At 62.9% G+C, this 14699-nt stretch carries 17 protein-coding genes; 12 read left to right on the forward strand and 5 right to left on the reverse strand.

The window, feature by feature from the left end:
* Positions 1–68: 68 nt before the first annotated feature.
* Positions 69–1640 (reverse strand): PucR family transcriptional regulator, encoded by a 1572-nt coding sequence (locus tag I6E81_RS07535; protein ID WP_197106715.1) that lies wholly within the window; start codon positions 1638–1640, stop codon positions 69–71.
* 160 nt (positions 1641–1800) lie between these two features.
* Between I6E81_RS07535 and gabT the strand changes: the two genes are divergently transcribed.
* From gabT to I6E81_RS07560, 5 genes are all read left to right on the forward strand, one after another.
* A complete protein-coding gene (gabT, locus tag I6E81_RS07540; protein ID WP_197106716.1) occupies positions 1801–3177 on the forward strand; it encodes a 4-aminobutyrate--2-oxoglutarate transaminase in 1377 nt (458 codons plus the stop codon).
* A gap of 120 nt (positions 3178–3297) precedes the next feature.
* Positions 3298–4764, forward strand: coding sequence for an NAD-dependent succinate-semialdehyde dehydrogenase (locus I6E81_RS07545; protein ID WP_197106717.1), 1467 nt, complete (start codon positions 3298–3300; stop codon positions 4762–4764).
* Positions 4765–5042: 278 nt separating this feature from the next.
* Positions 5043–6179: a methyltransferase gene (locus I6E81_RS07550; protein ID WP_197106718.1), complete on the forward strand. Its 1137-nt coding sequence runs from the start codon at positions 5043–5045 to the stop codon at positions 6177–6179.
* Between the two features lie 263 nt (positions 6180–6442).
* Positions 6443–7234: a CPBP family intramembrane glutamic endopeptidase gene (locus tag I6E81_RS14615; protein ID WP_197106719.1), complete on the forward strand. Its 792-nt coding sequence runs from the start codon at positions 6443–6445 to the stop codon at positions 7232–7234.
* 61 nt (positions 7235–7295) lie between these two features.
* Positions 7296–7844, forward strand: a complete 549-nt coding sequence (locus tag I6E81_RS07560; protein ID WP_197106720.1) for a hypothetical protein — start codon at positions 7296–7298, stop codon at positions 7842–7844.
* Positions 7845–8004: 160 nt separating this feature from the next.
* Here the strand turns inward: I6E81_RS07560 and I6E81_RS07565 are convergent, their stop codons facing one another.
* From I6E81_RS07565 to I6E81_RS07575, 3 genes are read right to left on the reverse strand one after another with little or no spacing between them, the layout of a single operon-like run.
* A complete protein-coding gene (locus I6E81_RS07565; RefSeq protein WP_197106721.1) occupies positions 8005–8841 on the reverse strand; it encodes an alpha/beta fold hydrolase in 837 nt (278 codons plus the stop codon).
* A gap of 55 nt (positions 8842–8896) precedes the next feature.
* Positions 8897–9169 (reverse strand): hypothetical protein, encoded by a 273-nt coding sequence (locus I6E81_RS07570; RefSeq protein WP_197106722.1) that lies wholly within the window; start codon positions 9167–9169, stop codon positions 8897–8899.
* A 10-nt stretch (positions 9170–9179) separates the two neighbouring features.
* The gene (locus I6E81_RS07575; protein ID WP_197106723.1) at positions 9180–9992 is read right to left on the reverse strand and encodes a shikimate 5-dehydrogenase; all 813 of its coding nucleotides are present in this window, start codon (positions 9990–9992) and stop codon (positions 9180–9182) included.
* Positions 9993–10179: 187 nt separating this feature from the next.
* On the opposite strand from I6E81_RS07575, the gene I6E81_RS07580 reads away from it, so the two are divergent.
* From I6E81_RS07580 to I6E81_RS07605, 7 genes are all read left to right on the forward strand, one after another.
* Positions 10180–10473 (forward strand): hypothetical protein, encoded by a 294-nt coding sequence (locus I6E81_RS07580; protein WP_197106724.1) that lies wholly within the window; start codon positions 10180–10182, stop codon positions 10471–10473.
* Between the two features lie 213 nt (positions 10474–10686).
* Positions 10687–11139, forward strand: a complete 453-nt coding sequence (locus I6E81_RS07585; RefSeq protein ID WP_307784123.1) for a sigma factor — start codon at positions 10687–10689, stop codon at positions 11137–11139.
* Positions 11040–11267: an RNA polymerase sigma factor gene (locus I6E81_RS14345; protein ID WP_231603887.1), complete on the forward strand. Its 228-nt coding sequence runs from the start codon at positions 11040–11042 to the stop codon at positions 11265–11267. Before I6E81_RS07585 ends, I6E81_RS14345 begins: the two co-directional genes overlap by 100 nt.
* On the forward strand, positions 11233–12333 hold the full coding sequence (locus I6E81_RS07590) for a CU044_5270 family protein (RefSeq protein ID WP_197106725.1): 1101 nt from the start codon (positions 11233–11235) through the stop codon (positions 12331–12333). Before I6E81_RS14345 ends, I6E81_RS07590 begins: the two co-directional genes overlap by 35 nt.
* A 64-nt stretch (positions 12334–12397) precedes the next feature.
* Positions 12398–13087 carry a hypothetical protein gene (locus I6E81_RS07595; protein WP_197106726.1) on the forward strand — a complete coding sequence of 230 codons (690 nt, stop codon included), beginning with the start codon at positions 12398–12400 and terminating at the stop codon, positions 13085–13087.
* A gap of 43 nt (positions 13088–13130) precedes the next feature.
* Positions 13131–13694, forward strand: a complete 564-nt coding sequence (locus I6E81_RS07600) for a GNAT family N-acetyltransferase (protein ID WP_197106727.1) — start codon at positions 13131–13133, stop codon at positions 13692–13694.
* Positions 13691–13942, forward strand: coding sequence for a hypothetical protein (locus tag I6E81_RS07605; RefSeq protein WP_197106728.1), 252 nt, complete (start codon positions 13691–13693; stop codon positions 13940–13942). Before I6E81_RS07600 ends, I6E81_RS07605 begins: the two co-directional genes overlap by 4 nt.
* Here the strand turns inward: I6E81_RS07605 and I6E81_RS07610 are convergent.
* Complete coding sequence (locus I6E81_RS07610; RefSeq protein ID WP_197106729.1) at positions 13929–14633, reverse strand: cache domain-containing protein; 705 nt, start codon at positions 14631–14633, stop codon at positions 13929–13931. The two genes, I6E81_RS07605 and I6E81_RS07610, sit on opposite strands and share 14 nt — an antisense overlap.
* Positions 14634–14699: the final 66 nt, after the last annotated feature.

Consider the following 14699-nt stretch of genomic DNA (forward strand, 5'->3'; position numbering starts at 1 on the left):
TCGAAAATGACCGGCGACGCCGCCGAGATTTGTTCGTAGGCTACAGGCGAAATCCTGAAAATTGGAAGTTAGGGTTTTTCGCCGAGGTCGATCGCAGCCAACATCGCCCACAACTCGGCACGGCCCTGGAAGGTGTCGAGACTCAGATTGGTGAGGTCGGCGAGCCGCTGCATCCGCGACTTCAACCCGTGCCGATGGATGCCCAACTCGCGTGCCGCGGGATCCCACTGACCGTTGTGTCGCAGCCACACTTGCGCCGCCCGCAGCAGCGCGAGGCCGTCGGCCGATTCGATGACACTAGCGAGGCGGGCGTGAGCGATATCGGCCACCGAGCTGGAGGCGAGCAGGCCGAAAAAGCTCTCGCCCACGAGGCTGTCGAATTCAGTGATTGTTCCGGCCGGCGCCGCCTCAAGCGAGCGAACCGCCTGAGTGATCGCGACGTTCAGCTCGCTCCACCCGAGCACCGCCGAGAGCCCAACGGTGAGTTCGTTGGCGGCAAAGAATCGTTTCTCGGCACGCAACTGGCTCGCATCGATCAGCACCAGCAAGTGCCGGCCATCGGCCACCGCAAAAAACGTGCTCTCGGCGCGAGCGGCGCGACGCTCGAGCACATCGCGAACGCTCGCCGTGGTCTGGCTCAACTCCAGCGCCGCGACCGCAAAACGTTCCGCCGGCAACTCGATGCCCGCCACCCGCACCGCACGCCGCACACTGTCGACCCGACCATCCTTCAGCAACTGAAACAGCTGCTCCAAAATCGCCCGATGGCCCACCCGCAAATTCTCGGTCTGCTCGAGCGACACCTCGGCGAGCGCCGCCAACACCGTCATCACCGAATTGTCGAGTGCCCCAAATTCGGTGTCGCGCGACCACGCGATGGCCCCGCACAAGCGTCCGCTTGGGCCCAGCGTTTGCACCACGCGGTACTCACCCGGCAACTGCTCAACGACGCGCGCGCGACGAGCCCGACCCAGCAAGGTCGTGACCGAACTGCGGATGGCGGGGGCGGCATCCGCGGGTCGGCTGGCGGATGCACGGCCGGCGACTCCGCGCCCGCTTGGGCCGCCGCGCGGAGGTTCGGAGCTGTCGCTCACGAGCTCACCGTCGGCATCAAAAATCCAGACGCCACAGTCGAGGTGCTCAGCGGCGCGGGCAGCCGCAGCAGGCAGGCGGCCTTTGCCAACGGCGGCGCTGGCGATGTCGTTTTGGGCGGCGAGGGCGCGGTCGAAGCCGGCGCGCGCTTGCTCGGCTTCGTTGTCGGCGACGAGGCGGCTGATGGCGATGAACGGGATGCGGTACGGCACTTCGAAGAGCGGGAGTCCGGCGGCAGAGCACGCGGCGACGAGGCCGGCTGGCACTCCGTGGGTGATCACTTCGGTACCGAAACCGATCGCCGCGACGCCAGCGCTCGTGAGCCTGGCGACGTAGGAATCGAAGTCGGGCTCGGCATCCGGGGCGGCGTTGTCGACGAATTGGCGCCCGGTCGTGAGTAGCAATTGGCCCTCGGTGACGAAGGGCGTTGGATCGTCGAGGTCGGAGTTGTGCACCCACGTGACGGTGCGCTCGAAGGTGTCAGCGGCGGTGAGCGGACGCAGCGCGAGACGCTCAGTCGCGATCACGTCGGCGAGGGGTGTGGGCATGGCAATCCTCCTGCTGCCATTCTGTCAGTTATTGCCGCAAAGAGTGCCACTCTGTGCCTGTTGTGCCGGGCATCCGCGAACTAAGTTGAACCAAACGTTTGCACGCCGCAGCTCGCCTGCACGAACGAACATCGTCTACACAGATTGGATACCGGTGGCCATGTCTACTTCTTCTTCCACCTCCACGGCTCCCGCGGCCCCGGCCCCGGTCGGCGGCCCCTCGCTTCCGCAGAAGCGCAACCTCGTCACCGCGATTCCCGGGCCCCGCTCGCAGGAACTGCTCGAGCGCAAGAAGCAGGCGGTTCCTTCCGCTATCGGCATCACTCTCCCCGTCTTCGTTGAAGCTGCCGGTGGTGGCGTGCTTCTCGACGTTGATGGCAACACCCTCATCGACTTTGGTTCCGGCATCGCCGTGACCGGTGTGGGCAACGCGGCACCCGCCGTTGTCGAAGCTGTCACCGCGCAGGTCGCCCAGTTCACCCACACGTGCTTCATGATCAACGGCTACGAAAGCTACGTCGAGGTCGCCGAGAAGCTCAACGAAATCACCCCCGGCACCCACGAGAAGCGCACCGCTCTTTTCAACTCGGGCTCCGAAGCTGTTGAGAACGCGATCAAGATCGCCCGCTACTTCACCGGCAAGCAGGCCGTGGTGGCCTTCGACCACGCGTACCACGGTCGCACCAACCTCACGATGGGTCTCACCGCCAAGTCGATGCCCTACAAGAGCGGCTTCGGACCCTTCGCGCCCGAGATCTACCGCGCACCGATGTCGTATCCGTTCCGCGATGGCGGAATCAGTGGAGAGGATGCCGCCGCCCGCGCCATCCTGCAGATCGAGAAGCAGGTCGGCGCCAGCAACCTCGCCGCGATCATCATCGAGCCCATCCAGGGCGAAGGTGGCTTCATCGAGCCAGCCCCCGGATTCCTGCCAGCCCTCAGCGAGTGGGCCACCGCCAACAACGTGATCTTCATCGCTGACGAAGTGCAGACCGGCTTCGCTCGCACGGGTGACCTGTTCGCCTCGAACCACGAGAACCTCGTTCCCGACATCATGGTGACCGCCAAGGGCATCGCCGGCGGCCTCCCGCTTTCGGCCGTCACCGGTCGCGCCGATGTCATGGATGCTGCCCACGTCGGCGGACTCGGCGGAACGTACGGTGGAAACCCCATCGCCTGTGCCGCAGCGCTCGCCACCATCCGCACCTTCGAAGAGTCCGGCGCCATCGAGCGTGCCCGCGAAATTGGAACCACCTTCCGTGGCCGCCTCAACGGACTCCGCGCCGGCGACCCCCGCATCGGAGATGTTCGTGGCCGTGGCGCCATGATCGCCATGGAACTCGTCGACCCCACCACGAAAGAGCCCGACGCCGCCCTCACGTCGAAGGTCGCGGCTGCAGCGCACGCCGCCGGTGTTGTCGTGCTGACCTGTGGAACCTATGGCAACGTCATCCGCTTCCTCCCGCCGCTCTCGATCTCTGACGAGCTCATCGCTGACGGCCTCGACGTCGTTCGCGACGCTCTAGCCAAGGCCTAGCTCGCGGCCAGCGGGCACTGGGCGCGCGCTCAGTGCCCGCCCACGCGGCGCCAAGCCGAAGTTCAGCTAGCGCTGTTTGACTGACTTGCAGATTTCCCCACCACGAAAGGTGCACACCGAATGACGAACTCCACCGAAACCCAGCTTCTTGAAGCCGTGCCGAACCAGTTGTTCATCGGCGGTGAGTGGGTTGCCGCAACAGGCAGCAAGACGCTCGACGTGACTGACCCGGCTACTGGCAAGGTCATCCGCACCATTTCGGATGCCTCGGCAGAGGACGGCATGCGGGCACTCGACGCAGCAGTGGCCGCTCAGGATTCCTGGGCCGCGACGCCAGCTCGGGAGCGTGGCGAGATTCTGCGTCGCACCTTCGACCTCGTGCAGGAGCACCGCGACGAGATCGCCCTGCTCATGACGCTCGAGATGGGCAAGCCGCTTGCCGAGGCCAACGGTGAAGTCACCTACGGCGGCGAGTTCTTGCGCTGGTTCAGCGAAGAGGCCGTGCGCATTTCGGGTCGCTTCGGCAACACCCCTGAGGGCACCGGTCGCATGATCGTTTCGCAGCGTCCGGTTGGTCCGTGCTTCCTTATTACGCCGTGGAACTTCCCGCTCGCAATGGCGACCCGCAAGATTGCGCCTGCACTGGCCGCCGGTTGCACGGTCGTGGTGAAGCCCGCCGCGCTCACCCCGCTCAGCACCCTGTTCTTGGCGAAGCTGTTCGAAGAGGCTGGCCTGCCCGCTGGCGTGCTCAACATCGTCACGACCTCGAGCTCCTCCGAAGTGTCGGAGCCGATCATTGCCGACTCTCGCCTGCGCAAGCTCTCGTTCACCGGCTCCACCCCGGTGGGCAAGGCGCTCATCAAGCAGGCCTCCGAAAACGTTCTGCGCACCTCGATGGAACTCGGCGGCAACGCCCCGTTCGTTGTCTTCGACGACGCCGATCTCGACAAGGCAGTAGACGGTGCGATTGCGGCTAAGTTCCGCAACATCGGCCAGGCCTGCACCGCCGCCAACCGCTTCATCGTGCACAGCTCAGTTGCTGCCGAGTTCGCGGAAAAGATCGCTGCTCGCGTCGCCGACATGAAGATCGGTCGCGGCACCGAAGACGGCGTCAACATTGGTCCGCTCATCAATGACAAGGCTGTCGACAAGGCCGACGAACTGGTTCAGGATGCCGTGAAGCGCGGCGCGACCCTCGTCGCCGGCGGCAAGCGCGTTGACGGCGAAGGAAGCTTCTATGAGCCCACGATCGTGTCGAGCGTTCCCGCCGACAGCGACATCCTGCGGGAAGAAATCTTCGGACCGGTCGTCTCGATCGTTGAGTTCACCGACGAAGCCGAAGGCGTACGCCTCGCGAACGACACCGAATACGGTCTCGTCTCGTATGTGTTCACCGAAAGCCTTGCCCGCGGAAACCGGATGATCGACGCCCTCGACACCGGAATGATGGGCCTCAACGTTGGCGTACTCTCCAACGCGGCCGCCCCCTTCGGCGGAGTCAAGCAGTCCGGCATCGGTCGCGAAGGCGGCTCGGAAGGCATCCACGAGTACCTCTCTACTAAGTACACGCTCGTTCCCAATAGCTAATGTGCGATTGCATCCCGTCGGCGCATCTAGAGGAATGCCCTCTGTGCATTGACGAGCCCCACATCACGCGCGGCTACAACTAGATTCCCGTGAGCGAGTGGCCCCACCTAGTGCCGGGGCTGCTCGCTTTCTGGGTTAACCGGCTGGGTTGACGCGTTCGGCCTGCGGTGCGCCGGGGTCGCTCGGTTCTGTACGCCGGGCTGGTTCAGGGCGCTCGGTTACGCTTGAGACTCCGCCGCACGCGCTGTGTGCGGTGCCGCGCCACCGAAAGAGTCCCCATGTCTGAGCACCTGTTCGCCACTCTGCGACGTTGGCCCGACGTGGAAGCCCCCAACCTTTTTGCGGTGGATGCCAGCGATCGCCTCATTCTTGATGAAGCTGCTCCGCAGTTGGCCGACACCCAGCCGGGGGAATTGGTGGTGATGGGCGACAACTATGGAGCGCTCACCCTCGGGGCGGCCACCTTGCACGACTGCCGCGGCATCCGCGTGTTTCAGGATTCTCTGGTGTCGGAGCTTGCTCTGGCCGAGAACGCCGGCGACCTCGCCCCGCACTACAGCTCGCACTCTTTGGGCGCCGAGTTGCTCGAGGGCGCACGGCTGGTGTTGATGCAGTTGCCGCGCAGCCTGGCCGAGTTGGATGAATGGGCCCAAGCCATAGCCCGCTACGCGTCGCCTGACGTGACGGTGATTTCGGGTGGGCGCATTAAGCACATGACCTTGGCGATGAATGAAGTGCTCGGTCGCTCGTTCGATGATGTGAATGCGGGCCGTGGACGTCAGAAGTCGCGCACGCTCACCTCGTTGGGCGCAAAGCGCGACGCCGTAGAAGCTCGCTACCCGGTCACGTCGGTCTTGCGCGAACCAGAACTTCCCGTTGATGAGCTAACAGTCAGCGCCCACGGTGGAGCTTTCGCCGGCGCAGCCCTCGACATGGGCACGCGATTCTTGTTGACGTTCTTGCCCGACATGAAACCGGATGCCGCCACCGCCGTTGACCTCGGCAGCGGCACCGGCGTGCTCGCCGTGTCGCTCGCCCTCGCCCGCCCCGGGCTGAACGTGGTTGCCGTTGACCAGTCCAGTGCCGCCGTGGCATCGACCCGAGAAACGGCCGACGCTAACGGTGTCGGAGCGCGAGTTGAGGCCGCGCGCGAAGATGCTCTCACCGAACGGCCGACGGCCAGTGCTGATCTGATTGTCTGCAATCCGCCCTTCCACACCGGCGCGACAGTGCATGCCGGCGTTGCGTTGCGGATGCTGGCTGACGCCCGCCGCGTGCTCAAACCCGGCGGCGAACTGTGGGTCGTCTTCAACACCCACCTCGGGTATCGCGACTACCTGAACCGCACCGTCGGCCCCACCCGCCAGGCCGGGCGCAACAGCAAGTTCACGGTGACGGTGTCGGTGCGGGAGTAGCTACTCAATCGCTGTGTCGCCTTACCGGGAAGAAGCGATGTGGATACTCCGGCGGCAAAGAGCGCTGGAGTGGCAGGATCGTTAAAAGCAAAACCCCGGCCGTGTGACCGGTCCTCAAACGAGGACTACAGGGACGGATCCGGGGTGTTGAATACAACACTAAAGGCAAGCCGTACACCGCTCAACTATCACAAGCACAATCCCGCTGACGTCACTCTCACCCGTATCGGTCTCGAAACCGGAGCGATTGCTAAGCTCGACCCGTGAAATCCGACACGATCTCAGCTTCCGCCACACGCGCCCTCGGGCTACTCGGCGCGCGGCTAATGCTCGTCGGCCTCGCAGCCGTGCTGGTCTGGATGCTCGCCCGCGGCTTCGATCCGGGTGCGGAGTTCCCGCCCTCACCGATGCTGCTTTCGCTCTCGTTATTGCCCGTCAACCTGCTCTCACTGTGGCTCGTGATCCGCCTGCTGCGCGTAGACGGTCAAACACTCCGCGGCCTGTTCGCGCCTCGGCGCGGAGTCGGGCTCGTCGCCGACATCGGGTGGGCTCTGCTTTGGATTGCCGTGCTCTACATCCCCTTCGTGGCAACGATCATCGGCACGATGTGGCTTCTGTACGGGGCGAACATGTTCACCGCCTTCGAAACCGTATTCGTCAACCCGGATGCCGCATCCGTCACAACACCGGTCTGGGCACTCGTGCTCGGGCTCGTCGCCGTGATCACCTTCGCACCGCTGAACGCTCCTGCCGAGGAGGCTGTGTATCGCGGCTACGCGCTCTCTCGGCTCAGCGGAGCCTGGCCAAGAGCGCTCGCGGTCACCGCCTGCTCCGTTGCGTTCGGATTGCAGCACGCGTTCTTCGCACCCACCGTTGACGCCATGATCGTCTACGTCGTGGCCTTCACGGTCTGGGGCATCGGCTCATCGCTGATCGCTCAGAAACAGAAACGGCTCATGCCCATCGCGATCTCACACTTCGTGGTGAATCTGATGACGAGCTCGCCCGCCGTCATCTTTCCTGCTCTGCAATTGGCAGGCATCATCCCTTCGTGAGTAATGGGTAGAGAGGAGTCATCCGCCGGCAGAATGACGAGATTACCTGCTTCAATAGAGCATGACGATAACTCAGGCACAAGCGGATGTTCGCCGAATCTACCGAGGCGGCTACAGCGGTCCGCTCGTGTCGGCGATCCTGTGGGCCGTCGCAAACGCGCTTTACTTCCTTGCGTCACCGGGGGTCGCGATGCTCGCCCTCTTTTTCGGAGGCATGCTGATTTTTCCGCTCTCCGCTGTCATCCTCAAACTCATGCCGGGCGAGAGCGCACTTCCGAAGGGTCATCCCTCGATTGGCCTCGCGATGCAGTCCGCCTTCACAATCCCCCTGGGGCTTCTTGTCGCGATTGCCCTAGGTGCCTACGCCCCCGAGTTGTTCTTCCCAGCCTCACTGATCATCGTCGGCGCCCACTACCTCACTTTCATCTCGCTGTACGGGATGAGGGCATTCGCGGCACTTGCCGGCGCGCTCGTTCTCGTGGGAACCATCGCCCTGTTCTTCGTCCCCGCGATTGCGCCGATTAGCGGCTGGATCGGAGCGGGCCTCTTCGCGATCTTTGTGCCGATCCTGTTCAAAGCGGCACTCCTAGTTGAACCCCGAGGCGACTAAGCGTCGAGCGCGGACGAGGGCCAGCGTCGCTGGGCATCTGGAACAAGCTCATTGAGCTCGGCGCTCACGGCCTCATCGACCCTTCACGAAAGCGGCCGGGACTGTGGCATCTCACGCTCTTCGATTGGAACAATGGTGCGGGCCCGTCAGTCCGGGCCCTCTAAGCTTCCAGAAAAGCATCGATCGCTCGCCTAAACGCGAGGGGTTGCTCGACCCAAGGATAGTGCCCGCTGCGCTCAATCACTTCGGCGACCCCAGACGGAAAAAGGCCTGCGAGCGCGACCACTGGGGCGAGGCCAGTGAGGCAGTCCTCGGCGCCGGCGAGTACAAGCACGGGCGCTGAGATATCTTCCAACCGCAGGGCAAGGTTAGTTGGCGGGCTGACGCTGAAATATGCCTTCGTCGCGGCCAGACTCCAGTTGCCGATCTGGGCGTGGGATTGCTCCTTCGCGCCCCACTGTGCGTAGCCTGCGGGCGCTGTTTGCTGCTGCCACGCGTTGTAACCGGCATCGTCCGTTACGAGTGGACCTGCAGCTAGTGCGGCGAAAGCTGATTCGAAAACCAGGTCTCCCTGTCGTTTCTGGCTCAGAATGTCGGCATCGGATGCTTCGCCGACGAGATATGTCGCCGGAGGGGTGATCAGCACCATCCGGGCAAGAGATTTCGTGAACTGGGCGGCGTACGCAATGGCCAGCCTGGTGCCAGCGGAATGCGCCACAACAACCACGCGATCGAGACCTAGGTCGATACGTAGGCGTTCGATGTCGTCAGCTTGACTCCAGTACGAGCCACGCTCTTCGACGACTCGCATCGGCGAGCGACCCACACCTCTGAGGTGGGGAACGATAAGTTGGTGACTTTCGCTGAGCCCGGCGAGATCGCCTAGATAACTGGGATGGCGCGCGGCTCCCCCGGCAAGCAAAATAATCGGGTCACTGTCGCCGCCCACGACATCGTAATGAAGCGTCGCCCCGTCGGAACCTTCGTAGCTTGGCATTACTTGAAGCTACACGGCGCCACCGAAGGAGAGAACTGCTCCCTCGAGAACCGAATCACGTCCACCACGGAAGAAATTCGACGGTGTCGTTCGCAGCACCGCCCGGGCGGAAGCTGCACTCCCACCCCGGCACCGGAACGGGCATCCACGCTACTGAGTAGCTACCGCCACCGCCCGCTGCTCCGCCCAGCTGCTGGCCGCACTCCGCAGTAGCCGCGCCATGGCGCAAAAAGTATGGCCCAAAGAGAACGACGGCGAGCGTCAGCAGGAGACCCGCCGCTGCGACAAGGACGTGCGTGCTCTTGGCACGCCGAAAGACTTGAGCCATACTCGGCAGCTTACTCCCGCGAGAACGCCGAAGCACGCGCGATCTGCTCGGGCGTCGGCGTGACGCCGGTGTAGCGAACGAACTGCGCTGCGGCCTGGAGCGCGATGACTTCGGCGCCCGTGATGACGAGCTTTCCGGCATCCCGAGCGGCCCGAATGAGCGGGGTCTCGGCCGGGAACGCCACCACGTCGAACACCGTTTGCGCTGCGCGAATGTGGTCGGGCGTGAACGCGAGTTCGTCGGCAGAGTCTCCCGCCATCCCGAGTGGGGTGACGTTGACGATCACCGCGTGGCCGGGTTGCGGGTCGACGCTCACGGCGCGGTAGCCATACTCCGTGGCGAGCGCTTCGCCAGCCTCGACGTTGCGAGCGAGCACGGTCAGGTCAGCGAAACCGGCACCGTGGAAGGCGGCGACGACCGCTTTGGCCATGCCACCCGATCCGCGAACCAGTACCGACAATGACGGGTCGAGCTGGTGGCGTGCGATCAGGTCGGCGACAGCCTCATAGTCAGTGTTGGATGCCGTGAGCACGCCGTCATTGTTCACGATCGTGTTCACCGACTCGATCGCTGCGGCGGAGTGCTCGACAACATCCACAAGCTCAAGCACTGCCTCTTTGAACGGCATCGAGACGGAACAGCCCCGGATGCCCAGGCCCCTGACCCCGGCGATGGCATCCTCAATGTTGCTGGTCGTGAACGCCTTGTAGATGAAGTTCAGGCCGAGTTCTTCGTACAGATAGTTATGAAAGCGCGTGCCCAGATTGGAGGGGCGTGCGGCCAGCGAAATGCACAGGGTCATGTCTTTATTGAGGATCGGCATTGACCCATTATGGCCGCGGCGCAAACGAGTATCCCGTGCTCAGCACGGCGGCGGGGACGGGGACGGGTTTAGGTTGCCAGCGGCGACTGCGAAACCTCGACCCGCCCACACCCGACGGCTTCAACCCAATCCCAGATTTTTTCTCACCATCAGCGCAAACTGCGGACTACCGCACTATCGTGAAGTCATGGGGATCACGCTAGCAATCATCGGTGTAGCAGTTGTCGTCCTGCCCTTTCTCTGGCCGCTGTGGCGAAAATGGGAGATATCTCGAGAACGCGAAACGAGTCCCCGAAAGCGGATGTCGGGTGGATTCATCGCCCCGTTCGACGAAGTTTTTCATCCCACGGCATACTCCGCACATCTCCTGTGGGAGGCCGAACAATCGATCCCTGCTCCCGCCCCTGACAGCGACGACGACAACGCACTGCCCGATCTCGCCGACGGCAGAATAGTCATTCATGTGAATGACAACGCCTGAGCGCACCAAGTCAGCGTTACCAACGCATCACGCACTTCGTCTCACGCTGTGCGTCACGAGACGTCGCAGTAATGCCAGAGAAGCATCAGTTAGAGCGCACAACTGATACCTCTCTGGCATTAGTGGAGCACGCTCCGCAGGAAAGATGGCTGCGGTACGCTCGCCCGAGGAGCCAATCGTGAACTTAATTCAAGCTAGGGAGCAATACCTAGTGTGACTAGCGATAACGAGATCATCCGGAGGTCGTGGGATAACCCTGCGGTCTTTGCGGAGATGTACGACCGCCATGCGACATCCGTCTATCGGTATGCGGCACGGCGAGCGGGCGTTGACACAGCGGATGACATCATGGCCGAAACTTTTCTGGTGGCGTTCGAGCGGCGAAACCGCTTCGATAGCGCCTTCGAGAGTGCTCTGCCGTGGTTGCTCGGAATCGCGACAGTGCTGATCCGCAAACATCGGGGTTCTGAAGCGCGGTTCTTGCGGGCGGTTGTGGCTTCTGGGCCACCGCGACGGTCGTTGAGAATCACGATGATCGCCTCGACGCAGACCTCTCCGTTCGCGCTTTGGCGGGAGCGATTCGCAAGCTGCCTGCTCGCGACCGGGATGCACTGCTGCTGTATGCGTGGGGCGACCTCGACTATGAGGGCGTTGCACTCGCCTTGAACATTCCCGTTGGGACTGTTCGGTCACGTCTCAATCGCGCGCGGCGAGTGCTGCGCCTATCCGCTGGCATCGCGCCAGCACAGGAGGTGGATCGTGGACGAACTTCAACAGCTCCGAGCATTCGGTAAGAATGTTGCCGATCCGTCAGCAGACGCTCTCAGCCGAGGCCGCAGAGGTCTCGTGGAACACATCGGGCTACAGCCAGCAATCGCTAAGCCCAACTCGAAGAAGCGCTTTGCGTTCTTCGGCGGCACCACCGCCCTCACCGCTGGCGCACTCGTGGCGACTCTTGTATTCACCGACGTGCTCGGCTTGGCCAGCTGGCAAGGTGGGGCGGATGCTGCTGCCGCATCCGCACTCAGCGACGCTGCGGCCGCCGCCATTGAGAATTCCGATCCAGTTGTGGGCCCCGGCCAGTATTTGAAAGTCGACACCGAGGCGGTCTTCGAAGGAGGCGGGCAGACCGCAGATTGGGAGAACTTTGCCTATCTCGGAACCCAAAACTCACAACTGTATATTCCTGCCGACCACTCAGACGAGTGGGTTCTTGTAACCGAACCGCGTGCAGCGATCAAGGTCTTTGGCGAAGGCTTCGAAGAGGAAGCGCAGGAGGCTGCTCGGGCAACCTTCGATAAGGAGGAAATCAGCCGGGCGCCGTACGGCGGATTCGACAATTCGAAACCTCGAGACTGGAGATTGGATGAGTTGCCGCGCGACCCCCAGCGGCTGCTCAACTATGTCTATCGAGTGACTGCAGGTCACGGCGTGAGCGCCGACGGGCAGGCGTTCGATTTTATCTCCACAACGCTGCGAACAGGTGTGGTTCCCGCCGAGCTTCGTGCGGCGCTCTACCTGGCTGCAGCCGGAATACCTGGCGTCGAGATTACCGATGAGGCTGCGACCTTGAACGGCCGAACCGGAGTCGCCTTCGGCCGAGAAGAAAGCGATGGATTTCTCCATGAAATCATCATCGAGCCGGATACTGGGCTCCTCATCGGTGAGCGCACCGTCCAGCTAGTCGACAGCAAGCTTGTCTCGGTGTTTGCCGGAGAAATTGTTGGGTGGACAGCTATCACCACAACTGTGGTCGACGAGGCGCCGACAGGTGGCACCCTCTGCGGCAATGGCGGCGAACCGCTCAAAGGTCTTGGCAGCGGCCAGTGCACTGACCCCGATAGGCCACAGACCGACTGACTTTTGACCAAGGTCCTCGTATCGAGTACTTGTCATTTCTTTCGTGCCAGCGCACGATGAGAACATGGATTTCACCGGAGTTCTCCCCGAAGACGCGCCTGACCCACGGATGCACCACGCTGAATTGCTGCACCACATGCCCATCCCGGTGATGGGGTTCGCCGGGCAGAGCGCGCTCGACGAGACGGATGTCGGCATCAACTTCGCCACCGACAGCGACGGTTATTCCTCCATGACCGCCAGCATCTCAGCCATCCTGTGGCGAAATCCTGACAACAAGGCTGACCCCGCGAACCTTGCTGAGATGGATGACAGCACTCGCCGCGCGATTGAAGAGGTGCCACCATGGCCTCGACCAGAGTGGTTGATTGAGCGGGTCGAAATGATGCGATACCCGTCGCTGTGGGAGGTGGTCCAGACGCATTGGCACCGCGAGGAATCAGAGCTCAACGAGCTCGGCCTCCTCCTCAACCAGCACACCAATTACATCCTCATGAATCAATTCCGCGAAGAACTCGGACTCAGCGCGCACGATGGGGAGGCGCCGACACTCTTGCCAGAGCGCAGAGCTACGCGGCCCATTGACGTCGCGATCGACGGAGACATGGTGCGTGGCGTCGAGATGGACACGGATCCTTTTGTGTACGCGGTGGGGGCGAAACTCGCGAGCGGCGGCACACTCACCGCCGTAGTTGCCCGCGAGCATCTCCCGTTCATCACGCTTGAGTTCGCCACTCGCGATCAGCAGAAATGAGAAGCATGAAGTTCCGCAGCAGACTCGCGCCTAAGCTGCTGCCATGACGACCCTGACCTTCCGCGCAGCAACGACCGACGACATCCCCGCCCTGGTTGCGCTGGTCACGTCGGCGTACCGCGGCGAAGCCAGCCGCACCGGATGGACGAGCGAAGCCGACTTGATCGATGGCGAGCGCATCGACGCCGCGGCGCTCGAAGCGGATCTCACTCGCACGCGTTCAATAATCTTGCTCGCCGAACGTGGCGACCAACTCGTGGCGTGCGCGCATGTGGCGGATGTCAACGGCGCGGGCTACTTCGGGATGTTCGCGGTCGATCCCACTCAGCAGGGCAGCGGACTCGGATCCATCGTGCTCGCCGAGGCTGAGAACTACGCGGCTCGGGAGTGGGGAGTCACCGTGATGCAGATGACCGTGATCGATGTGCGGGAAGAACTCATCGCGTTTTACGAACGCCGCGGCTACGTGCGCACCGGCATCACTAAACCGTTTCCCTACGGGGATGAGCGCGTCGGCACTCCGAGGCGCGATGACTTGCAGTTCGAAGTTCTTACGAAGACGCTCGCGAACTCCTCTCGCAGCGCAGGATTGGAAAACGTCTCATGAAGCGCATCGTTGTGTGGTTCTCTGTCGTCGGCGGCCTCGGCCTGATCACCGCCATCACCCTCACCGTAATCGAGGGCATGAACTACCGCCTTCGCGAACAACAGGGCCTCGACCCGGCCTGGGCTTCGCCCTGGGTAAGCACCACTACCATCGTCGGCATCGGGCTCTTCGCCATCTCCGCGATTGTTCTGCTCGCGATCGCCGTGAGCCCCGCCGAGAAAACTGGCGACCCGACTACTCCGCGATAATCTCCAGCGCGACGCCCTCGCAGGCAGTGCGCTCGAGTTCGGCAAGTGCGCCACCGCGCACGGCGTCGCCGGTCGCGTGACGCGGATCCGTCGAGATAACGACGCGGCCGACGCTGTTGACGAGGGTCACTTTGTCGCCGAGTTCGGCGAGCTTGGGCAGCAGCTGCCGTTCGACCGAATCGATGAGGAGATCGAGGCCAGCGACCCCGACGAAGGTGCCGTCGATGTGCACGGGCGCGGCGATCGTGATCGTGTATTCATCACTGCAGAGGTAGTCGACATAGGGCCCGGCAACGTGACCGCGACCGGTCTCCATCGGCACACGGAACCACTCGAGTTCGCTGTAATCGATGTGCTCTTTGTTCACCGATTGCGCGGCCAAAAGCAGGCGTTTGGGGTCATCGCCCTGCCACCACGAGAGGTGGTTTCGCTCATCCGTCAGCAGTCCAACGGCGGCGATGAACCCGGCACCGTAGATGTGAACATCGGGCAGCGCAACCGTCGCGAGAGCGTGCGGTTCCACTAGCGCGTCAATCTGCTGAGACGAAAGCGGGCCGAGGTTTCCGGATGCCGCTAGCTCGGTGCCGAGCAGAAGTGCGGTGGCTTCGAGACTGGCGATCGGGGCGCTGAAATACTGCGAGACGATGGCCGCCGCGCGAGCTGCTGTGCTCGTGCTCGTTGCTGTCGTCATCGCTGCGCCGCGTTATGGCTGGTAATCATCGGGTGCCGCCTACTCTGACTGATCCTGTTCGTGGCA

This window comes from Salinibacterium sp. NG22 (assembly GCF_015864925.1).
Taxonomy (GTDB): Bacteria; Actinomycetota; Actinomycetes; order Actinomycetales; family Microbacteriaceae; genus Rhodoglobus.

Bases quoted from the DNA above. Each gene is read 5' to 3' on its own strand.
- I6E81_RS07550 (WP_197106718.1), top strand. From the start codon at position 5,043: ATGTCTGAGCACCTGTTCGCCACTCTGCGACGTTGGCCCGACGTGGAA.
- I6E81_RS07560 (WP_197106720.1), top strand. From the start codon at position 7,296: ATGACGATAACTCAGGCACAAGCGGATGTTCGCCGAATCTACCGAGGC.
- I6E81_RS07600 (WP_197106727.1), top strand. From the start codon at position 13,131: ATGACGACCCTGACCTTCCGCGCAGCAACGACCGACGACATCCCCGCC.
- I6E81_RS07580 (WP_197106724.1), top strand. From the start codon at position 10,180: ATGGGGATCACGCTAGCAATCATCGGTGTAGCAGTTGTCGTCCTGCCC.
- I6E81_RS07575 (WP_197106723.1), bottom strand. From the start codon at position 9,992: ATGCCGATCCTCAATAAAGACATGACCCTGTGCATTTCGCTGGCCGCA.
- I6E81_RS07570 (WP_197106722.1), bottom strand. From the start codon at position 9,169: ATGGCTCAAGTCTTTCGGCGTGCCAAGAGCACGCACGTCCTTGTCGCA.
- I6E81_RS07535 (WP_197106715.1), bottom strand. From the start codon at position 1,640: ATGCCCACACCCCTCGCCGACGTGATCGCGACTGAGCGTCTCGCGCTG.
- gabT (WP_197106716.1), top strand. From the start codon at position 1,801: ATGTCTACTTCTTCTTCCACCTCCACGGCTCCCGCGGCCCCGGCCCCG.
- I6E81_RS07610 (WP_197106729.1), bottom strand. From the start codon at position 14,633: ATGACGACAGCAACGAGCACGAGCACAGCAGCTCGCGCGGCGGCCATC.
- I6E81_RS07545 (WP_197106717.1), top strand. From the start codon at position 3,298: ATGACGAACTCCACCGAAACCCAGCTTCTTGAAGCCGTGCCGAACCAG.
- I6E81_RS07595 (WP_197106726.1), top strand. From the start codon at position 12,398: ATGGATTTCACCGGAGTTCTCCCCGAAGACGCGCCTGACCCACGGATG.
- I6E81_RS07565 (WP_197106721.1), bottom strand. From the start codon at position 8,841: ATGCCAAGCTACGAAGGTTCCGACGGGGCGACGCTTCATTACGATGTC.
- I6E81_RS07605 (WP_197106728.1), top strand. From the start codon at position 13,691: ATGAAGCGCATCGTTGTGTGGTTCTCTGTCGTCGGCGGCCTCGGCCTG.